This window comes from Citromicrobium sp. JLT1363 (genome assembly GCF_000186705.1).
GTDB lineage: Bacteria > Pseudomonadota > Alphaproteobacteria > Sphingomonadales > Sphingomonadaceae > Alteriqipengyuania.
Genome location: NZ_AEUE01000010.1, coordinates 160,839 through 186,664 on the forward strand (window position 1 = coordinate 160,839; position 25,826 = coordinate 186,664).

Consider the following 25,826-nt stretch of genomic DNA (forward strand, 5'->3'; position numbering starts at 1 on the left):
ATGAGCGGCGGCAATGGCGTGCACATCACGCCGATGGAGCCCGGCGATATTCCCGAAGCGCTCGCGATCCAGGCGCAGGCTTATCCCGTGTCGCTTCAGGAAGGTCCGGCGGTGTTCGCCGCGCGGCTAGGTCTCTCACCGTCCTTTTGCTTCACGGGCCGCCGGGCGGGCGCGATGGTCGGGTATCTGATCGCGCATGGGTGGGAGCGGGCGAACCCGCCCGCGATCGGCACTCTGACGGGCCCCGCCGGGGCGAGCGACGTGCTCTATATCCACGACCTCGCCATCGCGCCGGACGCACGCGGGCTTCGCTTGGGCGAGCGGCTGGTCGCCCGTGCTTTCGACTCTGCCCGAGCCAGCGGGCTTGGCGAGGCGGAACTGGTGGCCGTGGAAGGCGCGCACAGCTTCTGGCACCGGCTTGGCTTTTGCGAAGGCCACTCGCCCGCAATCGCCGCAAAGCTCGCATCCTACGGCGCGGATGCGCGCTGGATGTGGCTCGAAGGGCTCGGCCCAGGCCAGGACGGGGATTGAGAGCAAAGCAACCCAGATCAGCACCAAGGGCCGCCACGCCGCCTGCGTCGGCATTCGCGGCGTGCCCGTGGTCGAGGCGGTGATGGCCTGCGCGCTGGCGGATCAGGCGCTGCTGCACCGGGCGCAGTGCGGGGAATAGGCGTTCGCTGACGAGCCGGATGCGGATTTCCTCGATCCAATCCCTCTGCGGCAACTTCGGGCTTCGATCGGGGCCTGCGTCAGCGTCGCGATAACGGCTGTCCACCAGCCCTTGGTTCCAAACCTTCGGTGGATTTGTAAAGGTGGTGAACAGAGCGACCCGAACGCCTGCCGAAGTCACCTGCGATCCAGTCGGAGCGCTCTGTTTCGAAATAGCTATCCGTCTGCCGTGAAGGAGGGCCGAGGAGATAGCCCTGCAGGCAATTCACCCCCATGCCGATCAGGGTCTCAAGCTGGGTATCCGTCTCGACACCTTCCGCCACCACATCGAGCTCGAGCCGCCTTGCGATCATGATGATGCTCTCGATCACCGCGCGACCGTTCCCCTCCAGGTCCGCGACGAAGGACCGGTCGATCTTCACCGCATTGATCGGCAGGGTTTGCAGACGCGAGAGGGACGAATAGCCAGTGCCGAAATCGTCGATCGCGATGAAAACGCCCAGTGCGCGCAAACTGGAGATCGTCTGCTTGATGATTGCCGGGTGATCGTTTTCGAACAGCGATTCCGTGACTTCAAGTTCGAGCCGGCCCGGCGGAAGCTTCGTACGAGCCAGTATGCGCAGGACCTTCATGGCAAAGGTTTCGTCCCGCAACTGCTTGACCGATACGTTGACTGCCACTTTGGGGGCATTATCGCTGCAGGGCCATGTTGCCGCTTCCCGGCAAGCCTCCTCAAGGACGAGATCGCCAAGCGCAGTGATCCGGTCGGTCGTTTCGGCCAATGCGATGAATTCCGCAGGATTGATCTTGCCCAAGGTGGGGTGCTGCCAGCGGGCCAAGGCCTCGAATGCGTGGATCCGCCCTGTCGAAGAGTCCACGATCGGTTGGTATTCGAGGAACAGCTCGTTGTTTTCTATGGCCGTTCCGAGGGCGCGACCGAGATCGAAGCGCCGTCTCTGGACGAGGCTCAGCGTCTCGGAATATTCGAGGCTTGCGCCACGCCCGTTGCGCTTGACCTCTGCCATGGCGAGATCGGCCGCAAGGATCAGGGCGCGGTGATCCCTTGCATCGGAGGGGTAGAACGATGCGCCGACGGATAGCCCGATACTCATCGCATGATCGTCGATCAGGATAGGCTGGCCGATCCTCTCGATCAGACAGGTGGAAAGATCCTGAGCAGTGGCTCTGACATCCTCGGTCTGTGGCAGGACGATAACGAATTCGTCGCCCCCCCAGCGCGCCAGCATGGCACCCTCCGGCACGCAGGCCATCATTCGCTGCGAGGCGACTTTCAGAACCTGGTCGCCAACGGAATGGCCCATCGCGTCGTTGATCTGCTTGAACCGGTCGAGGTCCAGGAACAGCACCGATGCTTCGCGGGCGTCGTCTGGATCGAGGTGGCGCCCCATCCACTCGATCAGGCCGCGCCGGTTTGCCAGCCCGGTCAGATCGTCGCTGTTCGCGGCATTCGCCAGTTGCCTGGTGCGCGTGGCGACCGTGTCTTCCAGGCCCGCATTGACCGATTGCAGTTCCTCGACCAACCGCCGGTTCTCGATCGAGAGTTCCAGCGCCCTGCGCGTGACCTTGTGGTTCCGATCATGGACCACCAGCATAACTGCCAGAAAAACGAGGCCGAGCGCCATCAGAACCGTGCCGTCCTCAAAGCCCCGGAACATGAGGATGGATGCCGGCCCCAGCATGATCGCTATGTAGGTCCGCCCCTCCCGCAAGAGGGCGGCCATGATGCCCGTTCCACCGGCCGCCAGTGCGGAGAAGATTATGGCCAGCGTATAGATCGACGCGACCGAGTCATGCCCTACCAATGATAGCGGAGCCAGCCACAGCGCCGCCGAGCCATATAATCCGATCGCGTAGGTCCGGCGGTATCGGGCGACCATAGGCATTTCGGCCTGCTGAATTTTTTCTGCCGAAACGCCGCGGCCGAGTGCGAACCGAACCAGGTTGAGAAAAACCAGCCCGGCAAACCAGAACCAGATCCACGTGTATCCCGCCCCGCTCAGCACCACCGACGCGCCGAGCGATGCAACCACGCTCATGACGAGCAAAGTGCGAAGGTTGGCATAGGCGATCGACAACAGACCGCGCTCGACCTCGACCGCGTTTGGCTTCGACATCTTCACTCCCTCCGCAGGAATCGTAATCGAAAACCAGCTTGGGATTGGTTAAAGACCGAACCCGGGTACGAGCCGTAAATAGAATAATGCCCCAACATCAGTTCGCGAACGCACCGCCTTGGGATTACTCCTGGGGTCGTTCTATGCTTGCCAGCGACACGAACGCATCGCGCGGACAGCGGTCTGAGCCGGATATGGCAAGGAGGGGATAGAGCGGAATCCATAATTCTACCGGCAAGCGTCCGGCTTCATTATAGCGTGGTCAGTGCCCTCAGATCCCGCGCTCGGCCCATTTCTGCTTCGCAACCCTGACCGGGTGAGTCAGACTTGGCCTGGATCGGACAAACCGGCGCAGCGCAGTTCAAATTCGCTTGCTACGCCTGCCCGAGAAAAGTTCCACCGATTTCATCGATAATTCCGATTGGTGCCATCGCCACAAATCGCTTTTGTGCGTCGCAGCAGCCCTTATCTAGGCGTCGAGTTTCAACCCCTACAGGAGACAGCGAATGGGTATCATCGGAAGCCAGATCAAACCGTTCAAGGCAACCGCCTTCCAGGCCGACAAGGACTTCTTCGAAGTCACCGACGAGGACGTGAAGGGCAAGTGGGCCGTCTTCTTCTTCTATCCGGCGGACTTCACCTTCGTGTGCCCGACCGAACTGGAAGACCTCGGCGCGCAGTACGACACGCTGCAGAAGATGGGCGTGGACGTCTACGGCGTCAGCACCGACACGCATTTCAGCCACAAGGCATGGCACGACACCTCGGAAAAGATCGGCAAGCTCAAGTTCGCCTTCCTGGGTGACCAGCTGCACACGATCTCCAAGAACTTCGGCGTTCTGCGCGAGGAAATGGGCCTCGCCGACCGTGCGACCTTCGTGGTCGATCCCGACGGCGTGATCCAGGTGATGGAGCAGACCTGCGAAGGCGTGGGCCGCAATGCGACCGAACTGGTCCGCAAGATCAAGGCTGCGCAGTATGTCCGCAACAACCCCGGCCAGGTCTGCCCGGCCGCGTGGGAAGAAGACAGCGACACGCTGACCCCCTCGCTCGACCTTGTGGGCAAGCTCTAAGGGTCGGCAAGCTTTAAGCGACACTACCGGAGGCTCGGCATGCGCCGGGCCTCCCCTCCCCCCGCGAGGTGGGGGACATTACAGTGACACATCGATCCATCTTTCAACCCATCCCGTGAACGATGCGTTGAAAGATGGATTGCCGGGCCGCGCGATGCGGCTCGCAATGACTTATCAGGATGGAGTTTCCCCATGCTTGACGCCCAGATGACGCAGCAGCTGAAGCAGTACCTCGAAAATCTGCGCGAGCCGGTGGAGCTTGTCGCATCGCTGGGCGAGGACGAGACTTCGGCCAAGACGCGCGAACTGCTCGAAGAGATAGCCGCGCTGCACGACCTCGTCAGCGTGGACTTCGATGGCGATCACGAACGCCGCCCCAGCTTCATCATCCGGCGCGGCAAGGATGCCGAAAAGTGGGTCCGCTTTGCCGGGCTGCCGATGGGCCACGAGTTCACCTCGCTGGTGCTCGCGCTGCTGTGGGCGGGCGGGCATCCGCCCAAGGTCGATGCCGATGTGCTGGAGGATATCCGCCGGATCGAGACCGATCTGGAGTTCGAGATGTTCTTCTCGCTCTCGTGCCACAACTGCCCGGATGTAGTTCAGGCGCTGACCCTTATGGCGCTGGAGAACAGCCGCATCACCGCCACGCTGATCGAAGGCGGTGCCTACAAGGACGAGGTCGAGGCGCGCGACATCATGGCCGTGCCCGCGACCTTCCTGAACGGCGAAAGCTTCTACAACGGCAAGATCGAACTGCCGCAGATCCTCGAACGGCTCGATACCGGCGCGGGCGCCAAGGCCGCTGCCAAGCTGAACGAGCGAGAGCCCTACGAAGTGCTCGTGATCGGGAGCGGGCCCGCCGGGGTCGCGACCTCGGTCTATACCGCGCGCAAGGGCTTTCGCACCGGCATCGCGGGCGAGCGTTTCGGCGGGCAGCTGCAGGACACGCTGGGCATCGAGAACCTGCCCGGCACCGCCTATACCGAAGGCCCCAAGCTTTCCGCCGACCTCGACGAGCAGGTGAAGGCCAACGAGATCGACAAGATCGACCTCGTTCAGGCCGAAGAGCTGATCCCCGCCAAGAGCGAAGGCGGCATGCACAAGGTCCGCTTCGCCAATGGCGGCGAATTGTCCGCCCGCGCAATCATCCTCGCGACCGGCGCACGCTGGCGCAATCTCGGCGTTCCGGGCGAGCAGGACTACCGCAACAAGGGCGTGGCCTACTGCCCGCACTGCGACGGCCCGCTGTTCAAGGGCAAGCGGATCGCGGTGATCGGCGGCGGCAACTCCGGCGTTGAAGCCGCGATCGACCTCGCCAAGATCGTCGACCACGTGACCCTGATCGAATTCGACACGCAGCTGCGCGCCGATGCGGTGCTGGTGAAGAAGCTCGAAAGCCTCGACAATGTCGAGATCGTCACCAACGGCCAGACGACCGAGATTACTGGCGACGGCAGCCGCGTGAACGGCATCATCGTGAAGGACCGCGAGAGCGGCGAAGAACGCACGATCGAGCTGGCGGGCGTGTTCGTGCAGATCGGCCTCGTTCCCAACACCGAATGGCTGAAGGACTCCGGGCTGGAGCTTTCCAAGCACGGCGAGATCGTCACCGACGAGCGTGGCGCGACCAACCTGCCCGGCATCTTCGGCGCAGGCGATGCGACGACCGTACCCTACAAGCAGATCGTGGTCGCGATGGGCCAGGGCGCCAAGGCCGGCCTGACCGCGTTCGACTACCTGATCCGCACCGAACCGGCCGACGAGATCGCGCAGGCCGCCTGACTCCCGCAGTCTCGAACACCGCGTTCCAGCGGCGGTCGACCCTCTGATGTTCCGAGGGTTGACCGCCGCGTGTCCCTGTCGATATAGTTAGCATGGTAACTACTTGAGGCGTACATGAGTGAACAGCTGAATGTGATCGCGCGCATCGCCCCGCACCGGGAGCACTATAGCGCAGCGCGCGACGCGATCTGCAGCATTGTCGAGCGGACCCGTGCCGAGCCCGGCTGCATCGAATTCCGGGTGAGCGAAGACCCCGCGAAGGGCACCCTGCACCTGTACGAGGAATGGCGCGACGAGGGCGCGCTGGCAGCTCATCATGCGCAAGCATACACGGCGGCCGTCTTCGAAGCCTACCGCGAATGGCTCGCCGAAGAGCCGCAGATTCTCCATCTGCGCCCGGTCCGGTAGTCGCCGTGTTTTTTCTGAAAGAACTGCCCAGCCGGCAGATGGTCGAAGGTTATGCCTCCCGGTTGGAGGATTTCGATGCCGACGAGGTTCTGCGCGCGCTGCGCATCATGCGCGACGGCAGCCTCCTGATCCGCGAGCTTGAGGCCTATTTCGCGCGGCACGAGCTTTCGCAGCTGCGCTTCCTCGCCATGATCGTGATCGACCGCGAACCCGATCGCGACAGCCTGACGGCGGGCGAGATTGCGGAGCGGCTGGACGTATCGCGACCCGTCGTCACCCGCACCCTGCAAGGGCTGGAGAAGGCGGGCCTGATCGCAATCTCCAGCAATGCGCACGATGCGCGCGCGCGCGACGTAGCGCTCACTCCTGCAGGCCACGCCACGCTGGACGAGGTTCTGCCGGGCTATTTCGCCATCCTCCACGACACGATGAAAGGCATCCGAGCATGACCGACAGGTTCGAACAGGGTCTGGAAAACCTGCGCAAGATAGACGGCGAAGCCGGACAGAAGGTGATCGACAGCCTTCAGGACATATCGCCCGATCTCGCCCGCTACACGATCGAATATCCGTTCGGGGACATTTACGCGCGACCCGGCCTCGGCCTGCGGGAGCGCGAGATGGCCACCATCGCCGCGCTCACCGCGATGGGCACGGCCCAACCCCAGCTCAAGGTGCATATCCAGGCCGGTCTCAATGTCGGGGTGACGAAAACCGAGATCGAGGAAATCATCATCCAGATAAGCGTCTATGCGGGCTTTCCCGCGGCGCTGAACGCGATGCAGGTGGCCAGGGAGGTCTTTTGCGACGCCGCATGAGAGGTTCTGGCAGACCTTCGCTGCATCATCGGCTCATCCAATAAATGATACGCAATTAATCGATTGGACCAATCACACGGTTTCACGCATTCTCCCTTCATGACGCGACACGAGTCGCCAACGAGAAGGAGCGGATGATGGACGCGAAGACTGGTTCGATGGGCGGCGGTTGCCCGGTACATGGCGATGGCGGCGTGCGCGCGCTGCTGGGGCGCACCAACAAGGACTGGTGGCCCGATGCGCTGGACCTGCACATCCTCACCCAGGGCGGGCGCTCGCCCGATCCGATGGGCGAGGATTTCGATTACTGCGAGGCATTCAACGCACTCGATTACGATGCGCTGAAGAAAGACCTCCATGCGCTGATGACCGACAGCCAGGACTGGTGGCCGGCGGATTACGGCCACTACGGCCCGTTCTTCATCCGCATGGCATGGCACGCGGCGGGTACCTACCGCACGGGCGACGGGCGCGGCGGCGCGTCCAGCGGCCAGCAGAGATTTGCTCCGCTCAACTCCTGGCCCGATAACGGCAACCTCGACAAGGCGCGGCGTCTGCTGTGGCCGATCAAGCAGAAATACGGGAAGCACATCAGCTGGGCGGACCTGTTCATCCTGACCGGCAATGTCGCCATCGAAAGCATGGGCGGGCCCGTGTTCGGCTTCGGCGGCGGCCGCAAGGACGTCTACGAGCCCGAGCAGGACATCTACTGGGGCTCGGAAGAAGAGTGGGTCGACGAAGGCGTCGAAACCCGCATCATTCCCGATGAAGGCAAGGCGCTCGAAAACCCGCTCGCGGCGATCCAGATGGGACTGATCTACGTCAATCCCGAAGGCCCCGGAGGCAATCCGCACGATGCCGAGGGCATGGCGCGCGACATGAAGGAAACCTTCGCGCGCATGGCCATGAACGACGAGGAAACCGTCGCGCTGACCGCGGGCGGCCACGCCTTCGGCAAGTGCCACGGCGCCGTCCCGCCCGACCAGCTCAGCGGGTCTCCCGAATCTGAAGCCCTGCAGCACATGGGCTTTGGCTGGGCCACCGACGCCGAGCAGATCGAGAAGGGCCACATCACCACCTCCGGCCTCGAAGGTGCATGGACGCCCAACCCGACGCAGTGGGGCGGCGACTATTTCCGCCTGCTGTTCAAGTACGAATACGAGCTGGTCGAAAGCCCGGCGGGCGCCAAGCAGTGGCAACCGATCGATCCGGACCCCGAGGACATGGCGCCCGATGCGCGCGATCCGTCCAAAAAGGTCCCGACCATGATGACCACCGCCGACATGGCGCTGAAGCTGGACCCGGATTATCGCAAGATCTCCGAACGCTTCCGCGACGATCAGGCGGCGCTCGACGATGCCTTCGCCCGCGCGTGGTTCAAGCTGACCCACCGCGACATGGGGCCCAAGGCACGCTACCTCGGCCCCGACGTACCTGCCGAAGACCTGATCTGGCAGGACCCGGTGCCCGCGGGACGCGTGGCGTCCGACACCGCCGTCGATATCTTCAAGGACAAGGTGCTGCGTAGCGGGCTGAGTGTCAGCGAACTGGTCAAGGCGGCGTGGGCTTCGGCCAGCACCTACCGCAAGAGCGACCATCGCGGCGGCGCCAACGGTGCGCATATCCGCTTCGATGCCATCCGCAACTGGGCGGTCAACGATCCGGAGGAACTGGGCGCGGTGCTCGCCAGGCTGGACGAGCTGCGCGACGATATCTCGATGGCCGATGCCATCGTGATCGCGGGTTCGGCTGCGGTGGAGAAAGCGGCGAAGGATGCCGGCTTCGACATTGCGGTGCCCGTCACCACCGGACGCGGCGATGCGAGCGAAGAGCAGTTCGACGCCGAAAGCTGGGAGCCGATGGAACCCTTCGCCGATGGTTTCCGCAACTACCTGAAGACCAAGGCGAGCGTGAAGACCGAGGATCTGCTGATCGACCGGGCCAGCCTGCTGGGCCTCTCTATCCCCGAGATGACCGTGCTGGTCGGCGGGATGCGCGCGCTGGGTGCGGTCAGCAAGCACGCCAAGCACGGCAACGCCATCGGTGTGCTGACGGATCGTCCGGGCAAGCTGACCAACGACTTCTTCGTGAACCTGCTCGACATGGGCACGAAGTGGGAAGTGGTCGACGATAGCGGTGATGAAGAGTTCCTCGGCAAGGACCGCAAGTCGGGCGAGGAAAAGTGGCACGCCACGCGCACCGATCTCGTCTTCGGCTCCAACTCGCAGCTGCGCGCCGTGGCGGAGGTCTATGCCGAGAACGGGCACGAGGAGAAATTCGTGCGCGACTTCGTGGCTGCCTGGACCAAGGTGATGGACGCAGACCGGTTCGACCTGAGCTACGCCCAATATCACTGACGAAGTACCGCTGATCGGCGCGGATTGCGCTGCATTCCGACCATCGGCCCCCGGCAGCAATGTCGGGGGCCTTTTTCGTTCTGGTGGGCCGGCATACGGCAACAAGATCGCGGCGGAAAACCGCGAGATTCCGGCATGCGGCTTAAAAAAAGTAAGCCCCTCAGACTCTTATCCCGGCATACGGTCCTAAGTAGGTATGGTCTTGCGGCCATGGGGGTCCGCTCTGTTTTCGGGATAGTCAAATGGCAGATCAGATCCGCAGCCGGCTCCAGTTCATGGAATTCGACGATACGCAGCGCGACAAGCTGCGCACCGCACAGCCTGTCGTTCGCAAGGTCATCGGCAGCGCGCTCGACCGCTTCTACAACCGGGCGAAACAGACCCCGGAAACGGCCGCCTTCTTCGATAACCAGGCCCATATGGACAAGGCCAAGGCAGCGCAGGAGAAGCACTGGTCCCACATCGCCAACGCCGATTTCGACTCCAACTATTACGATAGTGCCCGCCGGATCGGGGCGACCCACGCGCGCATCGGGCTCGAGCCGCGCTGGTATGTCGGCAGCTATGCCATCGTGATCGAGGAACTGGTGCACGGCGTCGCACGGCGCACCCCGCTGTGGAAGCGAGTGCTTGCGCTGTTCAATCCCTCCGCCGCGCACGACACGAGCCTGGCGCTGATCAAGGGCGCGCTGCTCGACATGGAGCTGTCGCTCTCGGTCTATTTCGAGGAAGCGAGCGCATCGCGCGAGGCCGCCGTCGCCCAGCTCGACACCGTGCTGGCTGCGCTGTCGGAAGGCGATCTCACCCGTTCGCTGACCGGCATGCCCGATAGCTTCGCAGGCCTCGAACGCAGCTATAACGGCGCGCTGGGCAAGATCCGCGAGATGATCGCGGCAGTGGCCGAGGGGACCAGCCGGATCGATTCCAGCGTCCAGGAAATCGCGCAGGCTTCGGAAGACCTTGCCCGCCGCACCGAAGGCAACGCGTCGAGCCTGGAAGAGACTTCCGCAGCGATCACGCAGATGGACGGCCGCCTCAGGACCAGCGCCGAAGCATCGCAATCGACCGTGCAGCGCGCCGACCAGACGATTGCCACCGTCGCCAGTGGCCGCAGCATCGCCGATCAGGCGGTGGGCGCGATGACGCGTGTCGCGGATTCGACCGAAGGGATCGATGGCGTGATCGAAGGGCTCGACAAGATCGCCTTCCAGACCCGGGTGCTGGCCATGAATGCCGCTGTCGAGGCGGGCCGCGCGGGCGAAGCGGGCCGCGGTTTCGCCGTCGTTGCGGACCTGGTTTCGGCGCTCGCCATGCGGGCCGAGGAAGAGGCCGGGCAGGCGCGCGAACAGCTGACCGCGATCCAGACCGACATCGGCACCGCGGTCGACATGGTGAAGCGCGTGGACGGGGCCCTCTCCGATATCGCGCAGGATGTCGATCAGGTGCACGAGTTGCTGGGCAGCATGGCTGCGGACAACACCGCGCAGGCCGGTACGATCGGGGAGATTTCCTCGGCAGTCAGCACCATGGACACCTCGACCCAGCAGAACGCCGCCATGGTCGAACAGACCTCTGCCTCCGCGCGCAATCTCGCCGACGAGGTCGGTACGCTGGCCGAACTGACCAAGGCCTTCCGGCTGGAGGGGGGCAAGGACCAGGTGCCGATGGCGGTTGCCGCGCGATCCTTCCCCGCCATGGCGGGCACCGCGTCACTCCGCCCGAACTAGGCCGAAAGACAGGCCAGCAGGCAATAATGGCCCCCGGTAGCGATACCGGGGGCTTTTCTGTATCGATTACCTGTCGACAGCCGCATCGAGTCTGTTAATGCGAACCCGTCGCAAAAAGAGAGGTACAGAATGCGCACTTTGAAATTCCTGGTCCCCGCCGCAGCAACCGCCCTGGCCCTCGCCGCCTGTTCGGAAGCCCCCGAGGCGACGACCGATGAAACCGCCGCTACTGCCGAAACGGAAACCGATACCGCGGCCGTGGACGCCGAGACCACCGTGCTCGACGCGAACACCGCCACCGCCGAAGATCTGGCAGCTGTCGAAGGCGTCTCGCCCGAGCTGGCCGACGCGATCGTCGCCGGGCAGCCTTACGCCAGCGTCACCGATCTCAACGCCATGCTGATGGAAACGCTGGACGAGGACGAAGCGCAGGCCGTGCTCGTCAACGTGTTCGTGCCGATCGACCTCAACACCGCCAGCGAAGAGGAAATCCGCCTCGTCCCCGGCATGACCGACAAGATGGTCCACGAGTTCGAGGAATACCGCCCCTACGCCGACATGGGCGTGTTCGACCGCGAAATCGGCAAGTATGTCGACGAAGAGGAAGTCGCGCGTTTGCGCCAGTACGTGACGCTCTAGGTTCTGGCAGGGCGTCGCTGACGCCACTGCAGCACCACCCTGACGATCTCGATCGCCGCCAGTATTCCGATGTGAATATAGGCGGTGGTCGGGTCGAAGGCCGACAGGGCCCAGTGCACGAACACCAGCACCGCCGCCGGATAGACCAGCCGGTGCAGGCTCTTCCACCTGCGCTTGAGCGCCCGCATCGAGACGTCGTTGGACGTGATCGCCAGCGGCACGAACAGCGCGAAGGCGACCCATCCGGCAAGGATATAGGGCGTCGACACTTCGTCCCAGATGATCGCCGGATCGGCCTTGCGCCACAGATAGACGATTGTGTGCCCGGCAGCGTAGGCGAAGCTCGCCACGCCGAGATCGCGCCGCTTGCGCATCAGGTACTGGACGAAGGCGTTGCGGCGGAAAGCCAGCCGCAGCGGAGTGACCGCGAGGGTCGCCATCAGCAGCCATGCCGCCCACTCCCCGCTATCGCCGATGATGTGACCGTAGCCGTAAAGATCGGGCGTCGCCCACCAGCGCCACAGCATCCACGCGCCCGGCAAGGCGAGAACGAGCCACAACAAGGGCCTCGACCGCAACACCGCCATCAGCTGCTCCTCTTCAACACGACATAGAGCGCACCTTCGCCCCCATGGCGCTGGTGTGCCTTGCGGACCGCGGCAATCGATCCGCCGTGCTCGCTCGCGGCGAGCCAGTCCAAAACCTTGGCACGGATCGCCCCGCGCCGTTCGCCCCGGTCCGCCGGATCGACCGGGCGCGATCTGCCGGTGACGATCAGGACCACCCGCGCGCCCATGCTGCGCGCCTGCGCCATCCCGTCCATCAGCCGGTCATAGGCGCGCTCCAGCCCGTGGCCATGCAGGTCGAGGCTGAAATCCGGGGCGATGTCGCCCGCCTTCAGCCGCCGGTCCCAGTGCGAATCCAGGTTGCCCTGGGGGCCTCTGCCCGCCCTGCGCGCAGCCGGTGCGGACTTTGGTGGAGGCACTGGGGGCACGGGAGGCACCGGGCGTTGCCGGGCCGCCGGCGGTGCCGCCTTGGGAGGCGCTGCTTTCGGCGGCGCCGGGATCGAGCGCGATGGCGCCACCGGGCGCAGCGGTTCGACCGTCGCGGCGAGCTTCAACCACGCCGCCGCCTCGTCGTCCGACAGGCCGCGTGGCGGCCTCATCGCTGGCGAAGGCGCGCGACGGTTCCCCTGGGCAGCAGGATCAGGGCCTGTCCTCTCGCGCTCATACCCCCGGCGATGTCGCGCGCATCGCCGCCATTGCCCCAGAAGGTGTCGAAGCGGTTGGCGCCCTTGATCGCACCGCCGGTATCCTGCGCCACCCACAGCCCGTCGGCCACATCGCGGTCCATGTCGAGCACCACGGGCGCGCCATAGGGTACGAAGCGCGGGTCCACCGCCACGCTGTTCTCGCGCGTGACGGGCACGCCGAGCGAACCGAGCGGCCCGCTGGTGTTCAGTTCGCGGAAGAAGATCCAGCTCTCGTTCTCGCGCATCAGCGCCTTGCCGGCCACCGGGTTCTCGTTGAGATATTGCACGATGCCCTGCATCGATCCGGGGTACTGGCCCGGTCCGTCGCCCAGCAGGCCGCGCTCGCGCATCAGCCCGCCAATGCCGGTATAGCCGCGCCCGTTCTGCCCGGCATAGCCGATCCGCATGCGGGTGCCGTCGGGAAGGCGCAGCAGGCCGGATCCCTGGATCTGGAGGAAGAACATCTCCACCGCGTCGGCCGCCCACGCGATTTCGAGCCCGCGCCCGGCAAGCGCGCCGTCCTCTATCTCTGCGCGCGAGTAATAGGGCACGAAGTCGCCATTGGAGTCGTAACGGCCCAGCGGAGGGCGCCCTTCGCGCTCGCTCTCCGGCATGTCGGCGGGCCATGCGCGCACCAGATCCTCCGGCATGCGATAGACGGGCACGTCATAGCCCGGACGGCGCGTGCGGCTGCCGAGAATCTCGGGCTCGAAATAGCCTGTGGCGAAAGCCTCGCCGCTGCCGATCCGGGCGGTCTCGAAATAGGTCTCTAAGAAGGTGCGGGCATCGCCGTCCCAGCGCAGCGCGGCGGTGCATACGGGCAGCCAGTCCGACGGGCGGGTCAGGCCGCTGGCGTCGTCCTTTTCGGAAGCCCAGTCGCAGCTGGAGCGAAATGCGGCCAGCGCGGCGGCGGCATCCTGCGCGCCCAGCCGCAGCGAGGCAATGCTGGGGCCGGCTTCGACCCCGGCTGCCACGGCGCTTTCGGTCTGCGGCGGCGGGGGCCGGTCGATCGGCGGATAAGGCGGCTTGTCCGCGCCGGGGCCGACGCAGCTGGAGAGGGTTACGAGCGCCGCGAGGGGCCACATCCACTTGAACATCGGTCCCCCTCAATGCGGGCTGCAGGCCCGCCATCGATCGGCAAAGATCAGCCTTCGTCGGTTTCCACCAGCTGCCAGTCGGGCGTGCGCGAATCCACGCGGCGTGCGAAGGTCCAGATGTCGCGGCTTTCGATCGCATCGTCGAGCGATCCGGCCACGACCGTCCCTTCGCTGTCGCGCGTCACGGCCGCGATATCGGCAACGAAGCGCACGGTGATGCGCGCTTCCTTGCGCTCCAGCTCGGCATCGCGAATGGTCGCGTCCTCGATCCGGATCAGCTTGTTGTCCAGCGTTTCGCCCGCTTCCTCACGCGCGTCGATCGCGCTGGCGAAGCCTTCGTACACCGAATCGTCGCACAGTTCGCGCAGCGTTTCCTTGTCGCCCTGCCAGTAGGCTTCCAGGATCATGCCATAGGCACCCTTCGCGCCTTCGAGGAAGGACACGATGTCGAACCCGCGATCCGCCGCGATGATCGACTGCACGCCGCGTTCCACCACCGGCAGAACGTCGGGCTTGGCTTCCTGTTCGGTCACGGCGCGCGCGGGAGCCTGCGCGGCCTGCGGGGCCTGCGAAATGCCGGGCTTGTCCTTCGGTTCGAACCGATGGGGCACGGGCTCTTCCTCATGCTCGGCCCGGCGGCCGAGGACGGAGTAGAGCCGCAGTCCCAGAAAGACCGCGATCATGGCGAGGATGACGATTTCTGTCACTTGGTACGGCACCTGACTAGTCGGAGGCGCGCACTTCCGGCTGTGCTTGCCGCGCGCCCTTCGTGTTTTGCATCATTCCCACAGATAGGGGATGATATCAAATGCACAACGTCGCCTTGTATCATCCTGAACGGCGTTTCGTTCCCGTTGCGGGCCGGGAGAACGACTGCTAGGCGCAGCGCCAGTCCATCGCGCGCCCGCCAGGGTTGCCCGACCCATCAACCTTGCAACCTTAGAGTGAGCTTCATGGCCGACGAAGGCGACGTTCTGACCGATCTCAACAATCAGACCAATGGCAACGGGGCGGACAACCGTCCGACTGCGGGCTTCATCACGCAGTACATCAAGGATCTCTCGGTCGAGAATCCGAACTCGCCCAGCAGCTTCCAGTGGCAGGACGCCCCGAAGATCGACCTGCAGTTCAATATCGGCGCCAATTCGGTCAACGAAGAGGTCAGCGAAGTCGAACTCAAGATCAACGTGACGGCCATCTGCGATGCCGGCCAGCTCTACGTGATCGAACTGGTCTATGCGGGCCTGGTCGGGATCCGCAACCTGCCCGAGGATCAGGCGCACATGTTCCTGTTCGCCGAAGCGCCGCGCATCCTGTTCCCCTTCGCGCGCCGCGTGGTGTCCGACGCCACCCGCGATCTGGGCTTCCAGCCGCTGATGATCGATCCGATCGATTTCAACGGGCTCTACCTGCAGCGCCTGCAGGAAAAGCAGCAGGAAGACGCTGCGGGCGCAGCCGCTGCAGGCAGCGCGCCGGGCGGCAACGCCTGACGAGAGCCCATTAGGGAGGCGGGCGGATGAGCCTGCTCAAGAATGTCGGGACCATCGGCGGCCTGACGCTGGTCAGCCGCTTCGCCGGGCTGGCGCGGGAGATGATCTTCTCCCGCGTGCTCGGCGCGAATGCCGTCACCGATGCCTGGTTCCAGGCCTTCATCATTCCCAACGTCTTCCGCCGCCTGTTTGCGGAAGGCGCCTTTTCGGCCGCCTTCGTGCCCATGTTCTCCAAGCGGTTGCATGGCACGGGCGACGCCGACAGCGGCCTGGACGAAGCGCGCAGCTTCTCCAACGATGTGTTGAGCGTCTTTCTGCCGGTGCTGATCGCGCTGTGCGCGGTGATGATGCTGGCCATGCCGCTGGTGATCCGCCTGCTGGGCGACGGCGACTCGCCGCCCGCCGACTTCGCCATGGAAGTCGATTTCGCGCGGATCATGTTCCCCTACATCGCGCTGGTCAGCCTGGTGACGCTGTTCACAGGCATGCTCAATTCGGTCAGCCGTTTCGCGCCGGGGGCCAGCTTCCCGATCATCCTCAACCTCGTGCTGATCGCCGCGCTGCTTTTCGGCGACTATGCAATGAGCGAATGGGGCTGGACCACGCGGCAGGTCGGCTACAGCCAGGCCTGGGCGGTAACGGGCGGCGGCGCGATCCAGCTCGCCTGGCTCTATTACTGGACCCGCGTCGAGGGCTTCCGCCCCAAGCTTCTGTGGCCGCGCATCACGCCCGAGGTGAAGCGGCTGAGCATCATCGCGCTGCCCGCGGCGATCGGTGGCGGCGCCTACCAGATCAACACGCTGGTCCAGCTCTACTTCCTCAACCAGCTCGACAGCGGGTCGATCAGCTACATGAATTATGCCGACCGGCTGAACCAGCTGCCGCTCGGCATTATCGGCATCGCCCTGTCGACCGCGATCCTGCCGACCCTGTCCAAATTCGTCGGCTCCAAGAACCGGGAAGGCACGGACCGGATCCAGTCCGACGCGATCGAGCTTTCGATGCTGCTGACGATCCCCGCAGCCGTGGCGCTGGCGATCTGCGCGGTGCCCTTCGTGACCATGATCTTCCAGGGCGGCCGCTTCAGTGTGGAGCAGGCGGCGCTGACGGGCGACGTGCTCGCCATGCTCGTGCTCGGCCTGCCGGCCTACGTGCTGGTCAAGGTGCTGGTCCCCAATTTCTACGCCCGGTCGGACACGCGCACGCCGGTCTACGCCGCGTTCATCTCGCTGATCGTGTTCGCGGCGATGAACTTCGCGCTCGTCGCCGACTGGGGCGTGCGAGGCGTGGCCTTCGCCAGCGTGATCGGCGCATGGATCAACGTGACCTACCTCTACGCCGTGCTGGTGAGGCGCGATTACTATGCCATCCCGCTCAAGCTGGTGGGCCGCATTGCGCGCCAGCTGGTCGCGGCGGCGGCGATGGGCGTTGCCCTGTGGTTCGCGCGCGACCTGCTGACCGGGTGGTACGATGCGGGCCTGTTCGAACGGGCCGGCGCGCTGATCGCCCTCGTGATCTGTGCGGGCGCGGTCTATTTCGCGGTCGCCTTCGCCATCGGCGCGATCGACAAGCAGCGCATACGCACGCTGACCCGCAAGAGCCCGCTGCCCGAGCAAGGCGGCGCGCCGGACGATCTTGCCCGCTGACGGGCCTGTGCTATGCCCGCCGCGATGACTGACACGCCACTCTCTTCCCGTTCGGCCCCGGCACGCTTCGTGCTGCGCGGGCGGGCGGCCTGGCGATGGTTCTGGTAAGCCCGAACCCGGCAACCCGATCCTGCCAGCGTGCCCGCTGGCGCAATCCAGTCTTCTAAGGAAATACCCCCATGCGCGTAGTTTCGGGCATCCAGCCCACCGGCAATCTTCACCTCGGCAACTATCTCGGCGCGATCCGCAACTGGGTGCGGATGCAGGACGAGCTGTCCGAAGGGAGCGAGTGCCTGTTCTTCCTTGCGGACATGCACGCGATTTCCATGCCGCACGACCCGGCGGAGCTGCGCCGGGGCACGATCGAGATGGCGGCCGCGCTGATCGCCTGCGGGATCGATCCCACCCGCTCGATCCTGTTCAACCAGGCGCAGGTTCCCCAGCATGCCGAGCTGCAATGGCTGCTGACGGGCACTGCGCGGATGGGCTGGCTGAACCGGATGACGCAGTGGAAGGACAAGGCGGGCAAGAACCGCGAAGGCGCCTCCGTTGCGCTTTTCGCCTATCCCGTGCTGCAGGCCGCGGACGTGCTGCTGTATCAGGCGACCCATGTTCCCGTGGGGGAGGACCAGAAGCAGCATCTGGAGCTGGCGCGCGACATCGCGCAGAAGTTCAACAACGACTTCGCATCGGAAGAAAAGCCCGTCTTCACCCTGCCCGATCCCTTCATTCCGCCAGCGGCGGCGCGGATCATGTCGCTGCGCGACGGGTCCGCCAAGATGAGCAAGTCCGACCCTTCGGAGATGAGCCGCATCAACCTGATCGACGATGCGGACACGATCATGAAGAAGGTGAAGAAGGCCAAGACCGATCCCGATCCGCTGCCCGACAATGTCGAAGCTCTGGAAGGCCGGCCTGAGGCGCTGAACCTCGTCACGATCTATTGCGCGCTGACCGAGTCCGCGCCCGAGGCCGTACTGGCAGAGCAGGCGGGGAAAGGCTTTGGTGCCTTCAAGCCGCTGCTGGGCGAGGTGCTGGTCGAGACGCTTGCGCCGATCTCGAGCCGTTTTCGCGCCCTGCTGGACGACCGCGAGGCGATCGATGCGGCGCTGGCACGCGGCGCGGCGCTGGCGCGAGAGCGCGCTGCGCCCACGCTCTCGGCCACCTACGAGGCGCTGGGCCTCGTCCGCGGGTAGACAGGGCAAGCCACGGAAATCGCAGCAGGTTCAGGGGGTTAAACCCCCGTTCAGGGACAGGCGTCTACCCGCTGCATTATTGCTGGCCGTGTGTCGGCTGAATGGGGGGCATCCCCACGGAAGCCTCCCCCGAACAAGGGGCCCAACTATGCCAAAACCACGTTTTCTTGCCGCTCTGGGCGCGCTCGGACTGTTGGGCGTCGGCCTGACCGCCTGCGCGACGGGTTTCCAGGCCGATGTCTCGCGCTTCGAATCGCAGCTTCCGGCACCACAGGGCCAGACCTTCGCGGTTGTGGCCGACGATCCGGCGCTCAGCGGCGGGATCGAATTCGGCCAGTATGCCGACCTCGTGCGAGAAGAGATGGCGGAGCTCGGTTACGTGCCCGGTTCTCCGGAGACCGCCGACCTGCTGGTCCGCTTCGATTATGGTGTCGATGATGGCCGCCAGCGGGTCGTCAGCTCGGGCGTGCGCGATCCCTTCTTCGATCCGTGGTACAGTTACCGCCCGCGCTACTACCGCACGCGTGACGGCCGCATTTTCGCAGTGCGCGACCGTGCCTGGGGCTATGGGTTCTACGATCCGTGGTTCCGGAGCAACGACGTGCGCAGCTACACGGTCTACACCAGCGATATCGAGATCGAGATCGACGATCGCGTAACCGGCCAGCGCCTGTTCGAAGGCACTGCGGAGGCGATGTCGCGCAGCAAGCGGCTGCAGTACCTCGTCCCCAACCTCGTCGAAGCGATGTTCACCAACTTCCCCGGCAATTCGGGCGAGACGGTTCGCATTTCGATCAAGCCGGAAGACCAGTAGGACCGGCTGCAAAGCAGCAAACGGGGAAGGCGGGCCGCTTGGGTCCGCCTTTTTCGTATCAGAGCTGCGCGTGACCGCCGGTGGACCCGAAGCCCCCTGCGCCGCGCGCCGTCTCGTCAAGATCGTCGACCTCGGTGAAGGCCGCGCGGGTGACGGGGGCCAGCACCAGCTGCGCCACCCGGTCGCCCCGGCTGATCGAGAAGCTCTCTGGCCCGTGGTTGATCAGCAGAACCTTCAACTCGCCGCGATAATCCGAATCAATCGTGCCCGGCGCATTGGGCACGGAAATGCCGTGCTTGAAGGCAAGGCCGGATCGCGGGCGCACCTGAATCTCGTAGCCTTCGGGAATGGCGAGCGCGAAGCCCGTGGCGACCGCGTGGCGGCCGCCGGAGGCAAGCTCCACATCTTCCGCCGCGCATACGTCCATCCCGGCCGCGCCATCGGTGGCGTAGGCGGGCAGCGGCAGGCCATCGCCGTGTGGAAGGCGCTTGATCGCCACGGGGACATCATTCGCCATGGGCAACCTCCAGCTCTGCGGCGATCCGTTCGACCAGTTTCATGGCAACCTCTTCCTTGGGCATCTGCGGCCAGTCTTCCACGCCGCCTGCGGTGACGAGATGGATGGTGTTGTCCGCTCCGCCCATCACGCTTTGCCCCACCCCGCCCGACACATCATTGGCAATGATCCAGTCCGCGCGCTTGCGCTCCCGCTTGGTGCGGGCGTTCTCGACCACATCGTTGGTCTCCGCAGCAAAGCCGATCAGCAGCGCGGGCCTGTCTGCCGACGCGCCCAGCGTAGCGAGGATATCCGGGTTCTCTTCCAGCTGAAGTGCGGGAGGGCCGGAATCGCCTTTCTTCATTTTGCGATCGACCGCATCGCGCGCGCGCCAGTCGGCCACGGCGGCGGCCATGATCGCTATGTCGGCGGGCAGATGCGCGCGCACCGCCCCGGCCATGTCGCGGGCGGTCTGCACGTCGATCCGGGTGACGTCCGGCGGCGTGTCGAGGTTCACCGGGCCCGCCACCAGCGTCACCCGCGCGCCTGCGGCGGCGGCGGCGGCGGCGATGGCGAAGCCCTGTTTTCCGCTCGAGCGGTTGGCAATGTAGCGCACCGGGTCGATCGGCTCGTGCGTGGGCCCGGCGGTGACAAGCACGTGCCGCCCTGCAAGCGGGGCGCCTTCGAAGCGGTATGCGTAGCCTTGCGGTTCAGGCTCGGGCGGCGCGGCAGCTGCGCCCTTGCTCGCCAGCAGCGTGTCCGCGTTGCGCGCCGCCTTCCGGCCCCCGCGCGGGATGAGCGAGGCGATCAGCCCGCCGAGCCCGCCCTGCGATGCCGGTGCGGCCTGCGTCGCAAAGCCGTCGCCACCCGACGCCCAATTTGCAATCGCGGCCCAGATCGCCTCCGGCTCGGGCAGGCGGCCGGGGCCATATTCGCCGCAGGCCATCGCGCCCTCGTCCGGATCGAGGACCACGACACCTGCCTCTCGCAGGCGCGCGACATTGCCCTGCACCGCCGCGTGGCCCCACATCCGCACGTTCATCGCGGGCACCGCCATCACGGGCTTGTCGGTCGCCAGCAGCAGCGTGGTGGCCAGATCGTCCGCAATACCCGCCGCCATCTTGGCGAGCATGTTGGCGGTCGCCGGGCACACCACCACCAGATCCGCCTCGCGGCTCAACTGGATGTGCCCCATTTCGACTTCGTTCTTCAGGTCCCACAGCGTGGTGTGAACCGGGTTTTCGGACAGCGCCGCCAGCGTCATCGGGGTGACGAACTGCGCGCCGCCATCGGTCAGCACGCAGGTCACCTCGCCGCCGTTCCTGCGGATCAGGCGGATCAGCTCGCACGACTTGTAGGCCGCTATGCCGCCGCCGATAACCAGCAGGATGCGCAAGGCCTTGCCGTCATCCATGTTCCGTGTCTTCCCGTGCTGTCTTCGCTGCGTTTCGGCGACGGTAACGGGGCGAGCCCCAGCGCGCTAGCCCGCGCACCACTGCATGGGCTAGGAACACCCCGCGGCAGCCGACAGGCGCCGAAGGGGGAGATATAGGACCATGACCACAATCCTGCGTATCGTGCTGCTGCTGGGCGGCATCTTCTATGGCGTGATGGGCGCACGCTTCCTGTTCGATCCTGCCGGCGCGGCGGAAGGCTTTGCCCTCTCCGCCACCGGCCCGCACGGCTGGGCGACCATTCGCGGAGACATGGCCGCCTTCTTCCTCGTCGGTGCACTCGGGCTGATCTGGGGCGCCGCGCGGCGTGCGAGTACGCCGCTGGTCTTCACCGCCGCGCTGTTCGGCATCGCGCTCACCGGGAGGGCGATCAATCTGGCACAGGCGGGCAGCTACGAGGGGTGGTGGACGCCGATGGTGGTGGAGGCGGCCACAATGGTGATCGCCCTGATTGCAGCGAGCGTGCTGTCACGCACGGCGCGACACTAGCCAGCCAAGGCTAGCCCAGCACGCCGAAGGCGAACAGGCCGGCCATCAGACCCGCGCCTGCCAGCAGGAGCGCAGCCTGGCCCAGCCAGCCGGGGCCGGGTTTGCGCTCCTTGCGCTCCCACATCAGCTCGATCTCGGGCAGCGGCGGCGGATCGGGCGCGCCGCCACGGGGCGGAAACTTCTCTTCCAGCCGCCGGATCAGCGCGGGAATGCGCTGGATGGTGTCCGCATCCTCGCGCAGGCGGTCCGCAATCGCGGCTTCCGGCCCCAGCTCGTCGCGGATCCAGTTGCGCACGAAGGGGGCGGACACATCCCACATGTTGATCTTGGGATTGAGCTGGGTGGCGATCCCTTCGACCATCACCATCGTCTTCTGCAGAAGCAGCAGGTGCGGCTGGGTCTGCATGTCGAAATCGCGGGTAATCGCGAACAGCCCGTCGAGCATCTGGCCGACCGACAGCTCGCTCACCGGCTTGCCGCGCATGGGTTCGCCCACCGCGCGCAGCGCCGTGGCGAATTCGCCGACCGAATGGTAGCTGGGCACGTATTGCGCCTCGAAATGGATCTCGGCCACGCGGCGGTAATTGCCCGTGGTCAGGCCGTAGAGGATTTCCGCCAGCCATTGCCGCGCGCGCCGGTCGATCCGGCCCATGATCCCGAAATCGATCGCGGCGATGGTCCCGTCCGGCTCCACGAACAGGTTCCCCTGGTGCATGTCGGCATGGAAATAGCCGTAGCTGATCGCCTGCGTCAGGAAGGCGAGCACCAGCCGTTCGGCCAGCTGGTCCAGATCGTGCCCGGCCTCCAGCAGCGCCTTGCGGTCGCTCATCTTGATGCCGTCGATCCACTCGATGGTCAGGACGCGGCCATTGGTGCGGTCCCAGTCGACCGCCGGGATGCGATAGCCCGCAAAGCCCTTCATCGCCTCGGCCAGCTCGCTGGCAGAGGCGGCCTCGCGCCGCAGGTCGAGCTCCGAATTGGTCCAGCGCTTGAAGTTGGCGATGGTGAGCGAGGGGCGCAGCCTTGCGGCCTCTCCGCCCATCGCCTCCACATGCGCGGCCGCCCATTCGTAGGTGGCGATGTCGCGCGCGAACTGTTCGCGGATGCCGGGGCGCAGCATCTTGACCGCGACCGTGCGCCCGTCGCTGGTCACCGCCTTGTGCACCTGCGCGATGGAGGCCGCGCCGACCGGATCGGGGTCGATCGACTGGTACAATGCATTCAGCGGCTGGACGAAGGTCGACGCAACCGCGGGGCGCAGCCGTTCGAACGGTACGGGCGGCAGATTGTCCTGCAGGCTGAGAAGGTTTTGCGCCGCCTCGTCCCCCACCAGATCGGGCCGTGTGGCGAGCGACTGGCCCAGCTTGATCGCCGCCGGGCCGATGGCGCGGAAGGCCCCCGCATAATCCGGCGTGGCAGGCTGGCGCGTGCCGAGCCGGGCAATGCGGATCAGCTTCTTGACCGGGACCGGCGCGTTGGGATCGTTCTCGATCCCGCGCAGGGCGCCATGGCGGGCAGCGATCCGCCCCCATTTGAGGAGGCGCCAGATGTGGGTACTGGGTCGGCTCACCGGCTCAGATTTTCCAGCCCGAATGGATCGCGACGAGCCCGCCCATGATCGGCTCCACCTTCGTCTGGCTGAAACCGGCCGCGCGGATCATGCCTTCGAACTCGCTCATCGGCGGGAAGCGGCGGATCGATTCGACGAGGTAGCGGTAGGAATCCTCGTCCTGCGCGATCGCCTTGCCCAGCTGCGGCACCACACGCTCCGAATAGAGATCGTAGGCGTCCTTGAAGCCGGGCCATTCGACCGTGCTGAATTCGAGGCAGAAGAACCGCCCGCCGAACTTGAGCACGCGGTGCGCTTCGGCCAGCGCCCTGTCGATGAAGGTCACGTTCCGGATGCCGAAGGCGATGGTGTAGGCATCGAACAGGCCGGACGAATAAGGCAGTTCCTCGGCGTTCTGGCAGCTCCAGCTCAGCCCTTCGATCCCCCGATCCATCGCGCGCTCGATCCCTGCGTCGAGCATGTCCTGGTTGATGTCCGCCACGGTCACTTCGGCGCCCGCGGCGGCCATGCGGAAGGCGATGTCCCCCGTACCGCCCGCCATGTCCAGAATTGCCTCGCCCGGCTTGGGCTTCACCCGCCGTACGAAGCGGTCCTTCCAGAGGCGATGCATCCCGCCGGACATGGCATCGTTCATCACATCGTACTTGGCGGCGACGTTGGAAAACACGCCGCCAACGCGCGCGGTCTTCTCATCGGGGCTGACGTCTTCGTAGCCGAAGGAAACGGTATCGCTCATGGCGTTGCGCCTTAGGGTGAAAGTGGGGTGGCGTCTATCGGCGGGATCATGGCATCCCTTCGCTAAAGCCCCGGCCCTCTCCCCCTCCCGACCACCCATGCTGATCCTATCGGGCGGTCGGAAGGGGGAGAGGGCTGGTGCCGCCTCCGGCGAGGCTCCATATCCATCGGTGACACCTGCCCAATCGCCGGAAGACAAATGCCCGAACTTCCCGAGGTCGAGACCACCGTGCGCGGGCTCGCCCTGCATCTCGAAAACCGCATCATCACCTCGGCCACCACCGCGCGGCCGGACATGCGCCGTCCCTTCCCCGCCGGACTGGGCCAGGCGCTGGTCGGCGCGCGGGTGACGGGGCTCGGCCGGCGGGCAAAGTTCGGCCTGATCCACACCGACCGCGACCAGACGCTGATCTTCCATCTGGGCATGAGCGGGCGCTGGCGGATCGATCCCGAACAGCCGGACCGGCACGACCACCTGACGATCGAAACCGATACGAATCGATTCGCCTTGAACGATCCGAGGCGGTTCGGCTGGGTCGACCTGGTCGATACGGACGCGGTCGAGAGCTGGCCCAGCTTTGCGGCGATGGGGCCCGAACCGCTCGGCCCGGAACTGACGCCGGAGTACCTCAGGCGCACGCTTGCTGGCCGCAAGCAGGCGATCAAGCTGCTGCTGCTCGACCAGCGGATCGTCGCAGGCCTGGGCAATATCTACGTCTGCGAGGCGCTGTGGCGCGCGCGGATCAGCCCGAAGCGCGCTGGCGGACGCATCTCGCTGGAAGCCTTGCGCCGCCTCGTCCCGGCCATCCGCGAGGTGCTGACCGAATCGATTCGCGACGGCGGCTCCACCTTGCGCGACTATGCGCGGCCCGATGGCGAGCTCGGCTATTTCGCCACCCGCTTCCACGTCTATGGCCGCACGGGCGAGGCGTGCCATCGCGATGACGGCGGGGAGATCCTGCGATTCGCGCAAGGCGGCCGCAGCACATGGTACTGCCCCGCGTGCCAGCGCTGACGGGCGGATTTCGCGCGGCGTCGGTTTTCCCCAAATTCCTTGACGCACACCCGCATCGGCCCTATGTGCCGCGCCTTCTGGCGAGCGATCGCCGCTCCCGACTTTGAAACGAGACATGTGGCCGCGCCGACCGCGGCCCGAAACAAGGACGATCATGGCCAATACGCCGCAAGCTCGCAAACGCATCCGTCGCAACGCGCGCCGTGCCGAAATCAACGGTTCGCGCATGAGCCGCATCCGCACCTTCGTGAAGAAGGTCGAAGCAGCTATCGAAGGCGGCGACAAGGAAACCGCGCAGAACGCGCTGCGCGCAGCCCAGCCCGAGCTCGCTCGCGGCGTGGCACGCGGGGTTCTCCACAAGAATACGGCGTCGCGGAAGATGTCGCGCCTGTCCAAGCGCGTCGCGGCGCTCTAAACCCTCTTTCACGCAAACGGTTAGACCGGTTTTGGGGTCGTCGCACGATGCGGCGGCCCTTCGCGCATCTGTCGTAAAGGTGACGCACAGCGATTGCGATTCGAGCAAGGAAACCCGCCGATTCGAAGGTTGGGGAAAACGGTAAATTCAGCGTTTACAACAGCTTGAACGACCGCCTGCGGCTCGCGCACTGTCAAACGCTTTATTTCGTTTCGAAGACTATTTTCCCGCTTGCCGACTCCCCCCCGGACCTGTTTATTAACTCTCGTCGCCGGGGACGAAGCATCCCCGGCAGGATAATCGAAGATGGCTTAGGGGGCCTTTCCAAACCGGACGCGGATCACGCGTTTTCGGCTACGGGCCCGCTGTCTTCATCAAACGTCGTAGGGGATAATCCGGAGGTGACACGCACTTCCGGAAGCGGAGGTGTATTAGCAAGTCATGGCACGAATTCCGGACACCAACGGGGCTGCGCGCAAGGCGGCTAAGGGCGAAAGCGAAGACGAGATGGAGCGCGTCGCGCTGGCTGCGGACTGGGACGATATCAGTG

General features: G+C 65.3%; 25 protein-coding genes and 1 pseudogene. 17 read left to right on the forward strand and 9 right to left on the reverse strand.

What is annotated here, in order from left to right; all coding sequences use genetic code 11:
* Positions 1–531: a GNAT family N-acetyltransferase gene (locus tag ADAD_RS0115005; protein WP_010415478.1), complete on the forward strand. Its 531-nt coding sequence runs from the start codon at positions 1–3 to the stop codon at positions 529–531.
* Positions 532–538: 7 nt separating this feature from the next.
* Positions 539–670 (forward strand): annotated as a pseudogene (locus tag ADAD_RS0115010) (chorismate synthase); the annotation flags it as partial.
* Positions 671–749: 79 nt separating this feature from the next.
* Here ADAD_RS0115010 and ADAD_RS0115015 read toward each other — a convergent pair.
* Positions 750–2,804 carry a putative bifunctional diguanylate cyclase/phosphodiesterase gene (locus tag ADAD_RS0115015; protein ID WP_010415484.1) on the reverse strand — a complete coding sequence of 685 codons (2,055 nt, stop codon included), beginning with the start codon at positions 2,802–2,804 and terminating at the stop codon, positions 750–752.
* Between the two features lie 506 nt (positions 2,805–3,310).
* Between ADAD_RS0115015 and ahpC the strand changes: the two genes are divergently transcribed.
* The 8 genes from ahpC (at position 3,311) to ADAD_RS0115055 (ending at position 11,607) form a co-directional block, all read left to right on the forward strand.
* Positions 3,311–3,877 (forward strand): alkyl hydroperoxide reductase subunit C, encoded by a 567-nt coding sequence (gene ahpC, locus ADAD_RS0115020; RefSeq protein ID WP_010415488.1) that lies wholly within the window; start codon positions 3,311–3,313, stop codon positions 3,875–3,877.
* Between the two features lie 192 nt (positions 3,878–4,069).
* The gene (ahpF, locus tag ADAD_RS0115025) at positions 4,070–5,659 is read left to right on the forward strand and encodes an alkyl hydroperoxide reductase subunit F (protein WP_010415491.1); all 1,590 of its coding nucleotides are present in this window, start codon (positions 4,070–4,072) and stop codon (positions 5,657–5,659) included.
* Between the two features lie 114 nt (positions 5,660–5,773).
* Positions 5,774–6,067, forward strand: coding sequence for a putative quinol monooxygenase (locus tag ADAD_RS0115030; protein ID WP_010415493.1), 294 nt, complete (start codon positions 5,774–5,776; stop codon positions 6,065–6,067).
* Between the two features lie 5 nt (positions 6,068–6,072).
* Entirely contained in the window at positions 6,073–6,516 is a 444-nt protein-coding gene (locus ADAD_RS0115035; RefSeq protein ID WP_010415496.1) for a MarR family winged helix-turn-helix transcriptional regulator, read from the forward strand.
* Positions 6,513–6,884, forward strand: coding sequence for a carboxymuconolactone decarboxylase family protein (locus ADAD_RS0115040; protein WP_010415498.1), 372 nt, complete (start codon positions 6,513–6,515; stop codon positions 6,882–6,884). Before ADAD_RS0115035 ends, ADAD_RS0115040 begins: the two co-directional genes overlap by 4 nt.
* A gap of 137 nt (positions 6,885–7,021) precedes the next feature.
* Positions 7,022–9,241 (forward strand): catalase/peroxidase HPI, encoded by a 2,220-nt coding sequence (gene katG / locus ADAD_RS0115045; protein ID WP_029140182.1) that lies wholly within the window; start codon positions 7,022–7,024, stop codon positions 9,239–9,241.
* A gap of 242 nt (positions 9,242–9,483) precedes the next feature.
* Positions 9,484–10,968 (forward strand): methyl-accepting chemotaxis protein, encoded by a 1,485-nt coding sequence (locus ADAD_RS0115050; RefSeq protein ID WP_010415504.1) that lies wholly within the window; start codon positions 9,484–9,486, stop codon positions 10,966–10,968.
* Between the two features lie 129 nt (positions 10,969–11,097).
* Positions 11,098–11,607 carry a helix-hairpin-helix domain-containing protein gene (locus ADAD_RS0115055; RefSeq protein ID WP_029140183.1) on the forward strand — a complete coding sequence of 170 codons (510 nt, stop codon included), beginning with the start codon at positions 11,098–11,100 and terminating at the stop codon, positions 11,605–11,607.
* Here the strand turns inward: ADAD_RS0115055 and ADAD_RS0115060 are convergent.
* The 4 genes from ADAD_RS0115060 to ADAD_RS0115075 are packed head-to-tail and all read right to left on the reverse strand — an operon-like array spanning position 11,604 to position 14,639.
* Complete coding sequence (locus ADAD_RS0115060; protein WP_033193430.1) at positions 11,604–12,194, reverse strand: sulfite oxidase heme-binding subunit YedZ; 591 nt, start codon at positions 12,192–12,194, stop codon at positions 11,604–11,606. The genes ADAD_RS0115055 and ADAD_RS0115060 overlap by 4 nt on opposite strands.
* On the reverse strand, positions 12,194–12,772 hold the full coding sequence (locus ADAD_RS0115065; protein ID WP_010415510.1) for a Smr/MutS family protein: 579 nt from the start codon (positions 12,770–12,772) through the stop codon (positions 12,194–12,196). The genes ADAD_RS0115060 and ADAD_RS0115065 overlap by 1 nt, the downstream gene beginning before the upstream one ends.
* Positions 12,769–13,956 (reverse strand): murein transglycosylase A, encoded by a 1,188-nt coding sequence (gene mltA / locus ADAD_RS0115070; RefSeq protein ID WP_010415512.1) that lies wholly within the window; start codon positions 13,954–13,956, stop codon positions 12,769–12,771. Before mltA ends, ADAD_RS0115065 begins: the two co-directional genes overlap by 4 nt.
* Positions 13,957–14,003: 47 nt before the next feature.
* Positions 14,004–14,639 carry a Tim44/TimA family putative adaptor protein gene (locus tag ADAD_RS0115075; RefSeq protein WP_010415515.1) on the reverse strand — a complete coding sequence of 212 codons (636 nt, stop codon included), beginning with the start codon at positions 14,637–14,639 and terminating at the stop codon, positions 14,004–14,006.
* Between the two features lie 270 nt (positions 14,640–14,909).
* Here ADAD_RS0115075 and secB point away from each other — a divergent pair, with 270 nt between their 5' ends.
* The 4 genes from secB to ADAD_RS0115095 all read left to right on the forward strand — a co-directional run bounded on the left by secB (position 14,910) and on the right by ADAD_RS0115095 (position 19,102).
* On the forward strand, positions 14,910–15,446 hold the full coding sequence (gene secB / locus ADAD_RS0115080; protein ID WP_010415517.1) for a protein-export chaperone SecB: 537 nt from the start codon (positions 14,910–14,912) through the stop codon (positions 15,444–15,446).
* A gap of 26 nt (positions 15,447–15,472) precedes the next feature.
* Entirely contained in the window at positions 15,473–17,092 is a 1,620-nt protein-coding gene (gene murJ / locus ADAD_RS0115085) for a murein biosynthesis integral membrane protein MurJ (protein WP_010415520.1), read from the forward strand.
* 179 nt (positions 17,093–17,271) lie between these two features.
* Complete coding sequence (trpS, locus tag ADAD_RS0115090; protein WP_010415523.1) at positions 17,272–18,288, forward strand: tryptophan--tRNA ligase; 1,017 nt, start codon at positions 17,272–17,274, stop codon at positions 18,286–18,288.
* Between the two features lie 148 nt (positions 18,289–18,436).
* Positions 18,437–19,102, forward strand: coding sequence for a DUF4136 domain-containing protein (locus tag ADAD_RS0115095; RefSeq protein WP_033193431.1), 666 nt, complete (start codon positions 18,437–18,439; stop codon positions 19,100–19,102).
* A gap of 58 nt (positions 19,103–19,160) precedes the next feature.
* Here the strand turns inward: ADAD_RS0115095 and dut are convergent, their stop codons facing one another.
* Positions 19,161–19,619: a dUTP diphosphatase gene (dut, locus tag ADAD_RS0115100; protein WP_010415528.1), complete on the reverse strand. Its 459-nt coding sequence runs from the start codon at positions 19,617–19,619 to the stop codon at positions 19,161–19,163.
* Positions 19,609–21,012 (reverse strand): bifunctional phosphopantothenoylcysteine decarboxylase/phosphopantothenate synthase, encoded by a 1,404-nt coding sequence (locus tag ADAD_RS0115105; RefSeq protein WP_010415531.1) that lies wholly within the window; start codon positions 21,010–21,012, stop codon positions 19,609–19,611. Before ADAD_RS0115105 ends, dut begins: the two co-directional genes overlap by 11 nt.
* A gap of 142 nt (positions 21,013–21,154) precedes the next feature.
* Here ADAD_RS0115105 and ADAD_RS0115110 point away from each other — a divergent pair, with 142 nt between their 5' ends.
* The gene (locus ADAD_RS0115110; RefSeq protein WP_010415533.1) at positions 21,155–21,541 is read left to right on the forward strand and encodes a hypothetical protein; all 387 of its coding nucleotides are present in this window, start codon (positions 21,155–21,157) and stop codon (positions 21,539–21,541) included.
* A gap of 10 nt (positions 21,542–21,551) precedes the next feature.
* On the opposite strand, the gene ubiB is transcribed toward ADAD_RS0115110, so the two are convergent.
* Entirely contained in the window at positions 21,552–23,111 is a 1,560-nt protein-coding gene (gene ubiB / locus ADAD_RS0115115) for a 2-polyprenylphenol 6-hydroxylase (protein WP_010415536.1), read from the reverse strand.
* 4 nt (positions 23,112–23,115) lie between these two features.
* Positions 23,116–23,847: a class I SAM-dependent methyltransferase gene (locus ADAD_RS0115120; protein WP_010415539.1), complete on the reverse strand. Its 732-nt coding sequence runs from the start codon at positions 23,845–23,847 to the stop codon at positions 23,116–23,118.
* Positions 23,848–24,045: 198 nt separating this feature from the next.
* On the opposite strand from ADAD_RS0115120, the gene mutM reads away from it, so the two are divergent.
* Entirely contained in the window at positions 24,046–24,861 is an 816-nt protein-coding gene (mutM, locus tag ADAD_RS0115125) for a bifunctional DNA-formamidopyrimidine glycosylase/DNA-(apurinic or apyrimidinic site) lyase (protein WP_010415542.1), read from the forward strand.
* Positions 24,862–25,015: 154 nt separating this feature from the next.
* Positions 25,016–25,276 carry a 30S ribosomal protein S20 gene (gene rpsT / locus ADAD_RS0115130; RefSeq protein ID WP_010415545.1) on the forward strand — a complete coding sequence of 87 codons (261 nt, stop codon included), beginning with the start codon at positions 25,016–25,018 and terminating at the stop codon, positions 25,274–25,276.
* The last annotated feature ends 550 nt before the right edge of the window (positions 25,277–25,826 follow it).

Coding starts and splice junctions, on each gene's coding strand:
- ADAD_RS0115005 (WP_010415478.1), top strand. CDS start 1: ATGAGCGGCGGCAATGGCGTGCACATCACGCCGATGGAGCCCGGCGAT.
- ADAD_RS0115015 (WP_010415484.1), bottom strand. CDS start 2,804: ATGTCGAAGCCAAACGCGGTCGAGGTCGAGCGCGGTCTGTTGTCGATC.
- ahpC (WP_010415488.1), top strand. CDS start 3,311: ATGGGTATCATCGGAAGCCAGATCAAACCGTTCAAGGCAACCGCCTTC.
- ahpF (WP_010415491.1), top strand. CDS start 4,070: ATGCTTGACGCCCAGATGACGCAGCAGCTGAAGCAGTACCTCGAAAAT.
- ADAD_RS0115030 (WP_010415493.1), top strand. CDS start 5,774: ATGAGTGAACAGCTGAATGTGATCGCGCGCATCGCCCCGCACCGGGAG.
- ADAD_RS0115040 (WP_010415498.1), top strand. CDS start 6,513: ATGACCGACAGGTTCGAACAGGGTCTGGAAAACCTGCGCAAGATAGAC.
- katG (WP_029140182.1), top strand. CDS start 7,022: ATGGACGCGAAGACTGGTTCGATGGGCGGCGGTTGCCCGGTACATGGC.
- ADAD_RS0115050 (WP_010415504.1), top strand. CDS start 9,484: ATGGCAGATCAGATCCGCAGCCGGCTCCAGTTCATGGAATTCGACGAT.
- ADAD_RS0115055 (WP_029140183.1), top strand. CDS start 11,098: ATGCGCACTTTGAAATTCCTGGTCCCCGCCGCAGCAACCGCCCTGGCC.
- ADAD_RS0115060 (WP_033193430.1), bottom strand. CDS start 12,194: ATGGCGGTGTTGCGGTCGAGGCCCTTGTTGTGGCTCGTTCTCGCCTTG.
- ADAD_RS0115065 (WP_010415510.1), bottom strand. CDS start 12,772: ATGAGGCCGCCACGCGGCCTGTCGGACGACGAGGCGGCGGCGTGGTTG.
- mltA (WP_010415512.1), bottom strand. CDS start 13,956: ATGTTCAAGTGGATGTGGCCCCTCGCGGCGCTCGTAACCCTCTCCAGC.
- ADAD_RS0115075 (WP_010415515.1), bottom strand. CDS start 14,639: ATGATCGCGGTCTTTCTGGGACTGCGGCTCTACTCCGTCCTCGGCCGC.
- secB (WP_010415517.1), top strand. CDS start 14,910: ATGGCCGACGAAGGCGACGTTCTGACCGATCTCAACAATCAGACCAAT.
- murJ (WP_010415520.1), top strand. CDS start 15,473: ATGAGCCTGCTCAAGAATGTCGGGACCATCGGCGGCCTGACGCTGGTC.
- trpS (WP_010415523.1), top strand. CDS start 17,272: ATGCGCGTAGTTTCGGGCATCCAGCCCACCGGCAATCTTCACCTCGGC.
- ADAD_RS0115095 (WP_033193431.1), top strand. CDS start 18,437: ATGCCAAAACCACGTTTTCTTGCCGCTCTGGGCGCGCTCGGACTGTTG.
- dut (WP_010415528.1), bottom strand. CDS start 19,619: ATGGCGAATGATGTCCCCGTGGCGATCAAGCGCCTTCCACACGGCGAT.
- ADAD_RS0115105 (WP_010415531.1), bottom strand. CDS start 21,012: ATGGATGACGGCAAGGCCTTGCGCATCCTGCTGGTTATCGGCGGCGGC.
- ADAD_RS0115110 (WP_010415533.1), top strand. CDS start 21,155: ATGACCACAATCCTGCGTATCGTGCTGCTGCTGGGCGGCATCTTCTAT.
- ADAD_RS0115120 (WP_010415539.1), bottom strand. CDS start 23,847: ATGAGCGATACCGTTTCCTTCGGCTACGAAGACGTCAGCCCCGATGAG.
- mutM (WP_010415542.1), top strand. CDS start 24,046: ATGCCCGAACTTCCCGAGGTCGAGACCACCGTGCGCGGGCTCGCCCTG.
- rpsT (WP_010415545.1), top strand. CDS start 25,016: ATGGCCAATACGCCGCAAGCTCGCAAACGCATCCGTCGCAACGCGCGC.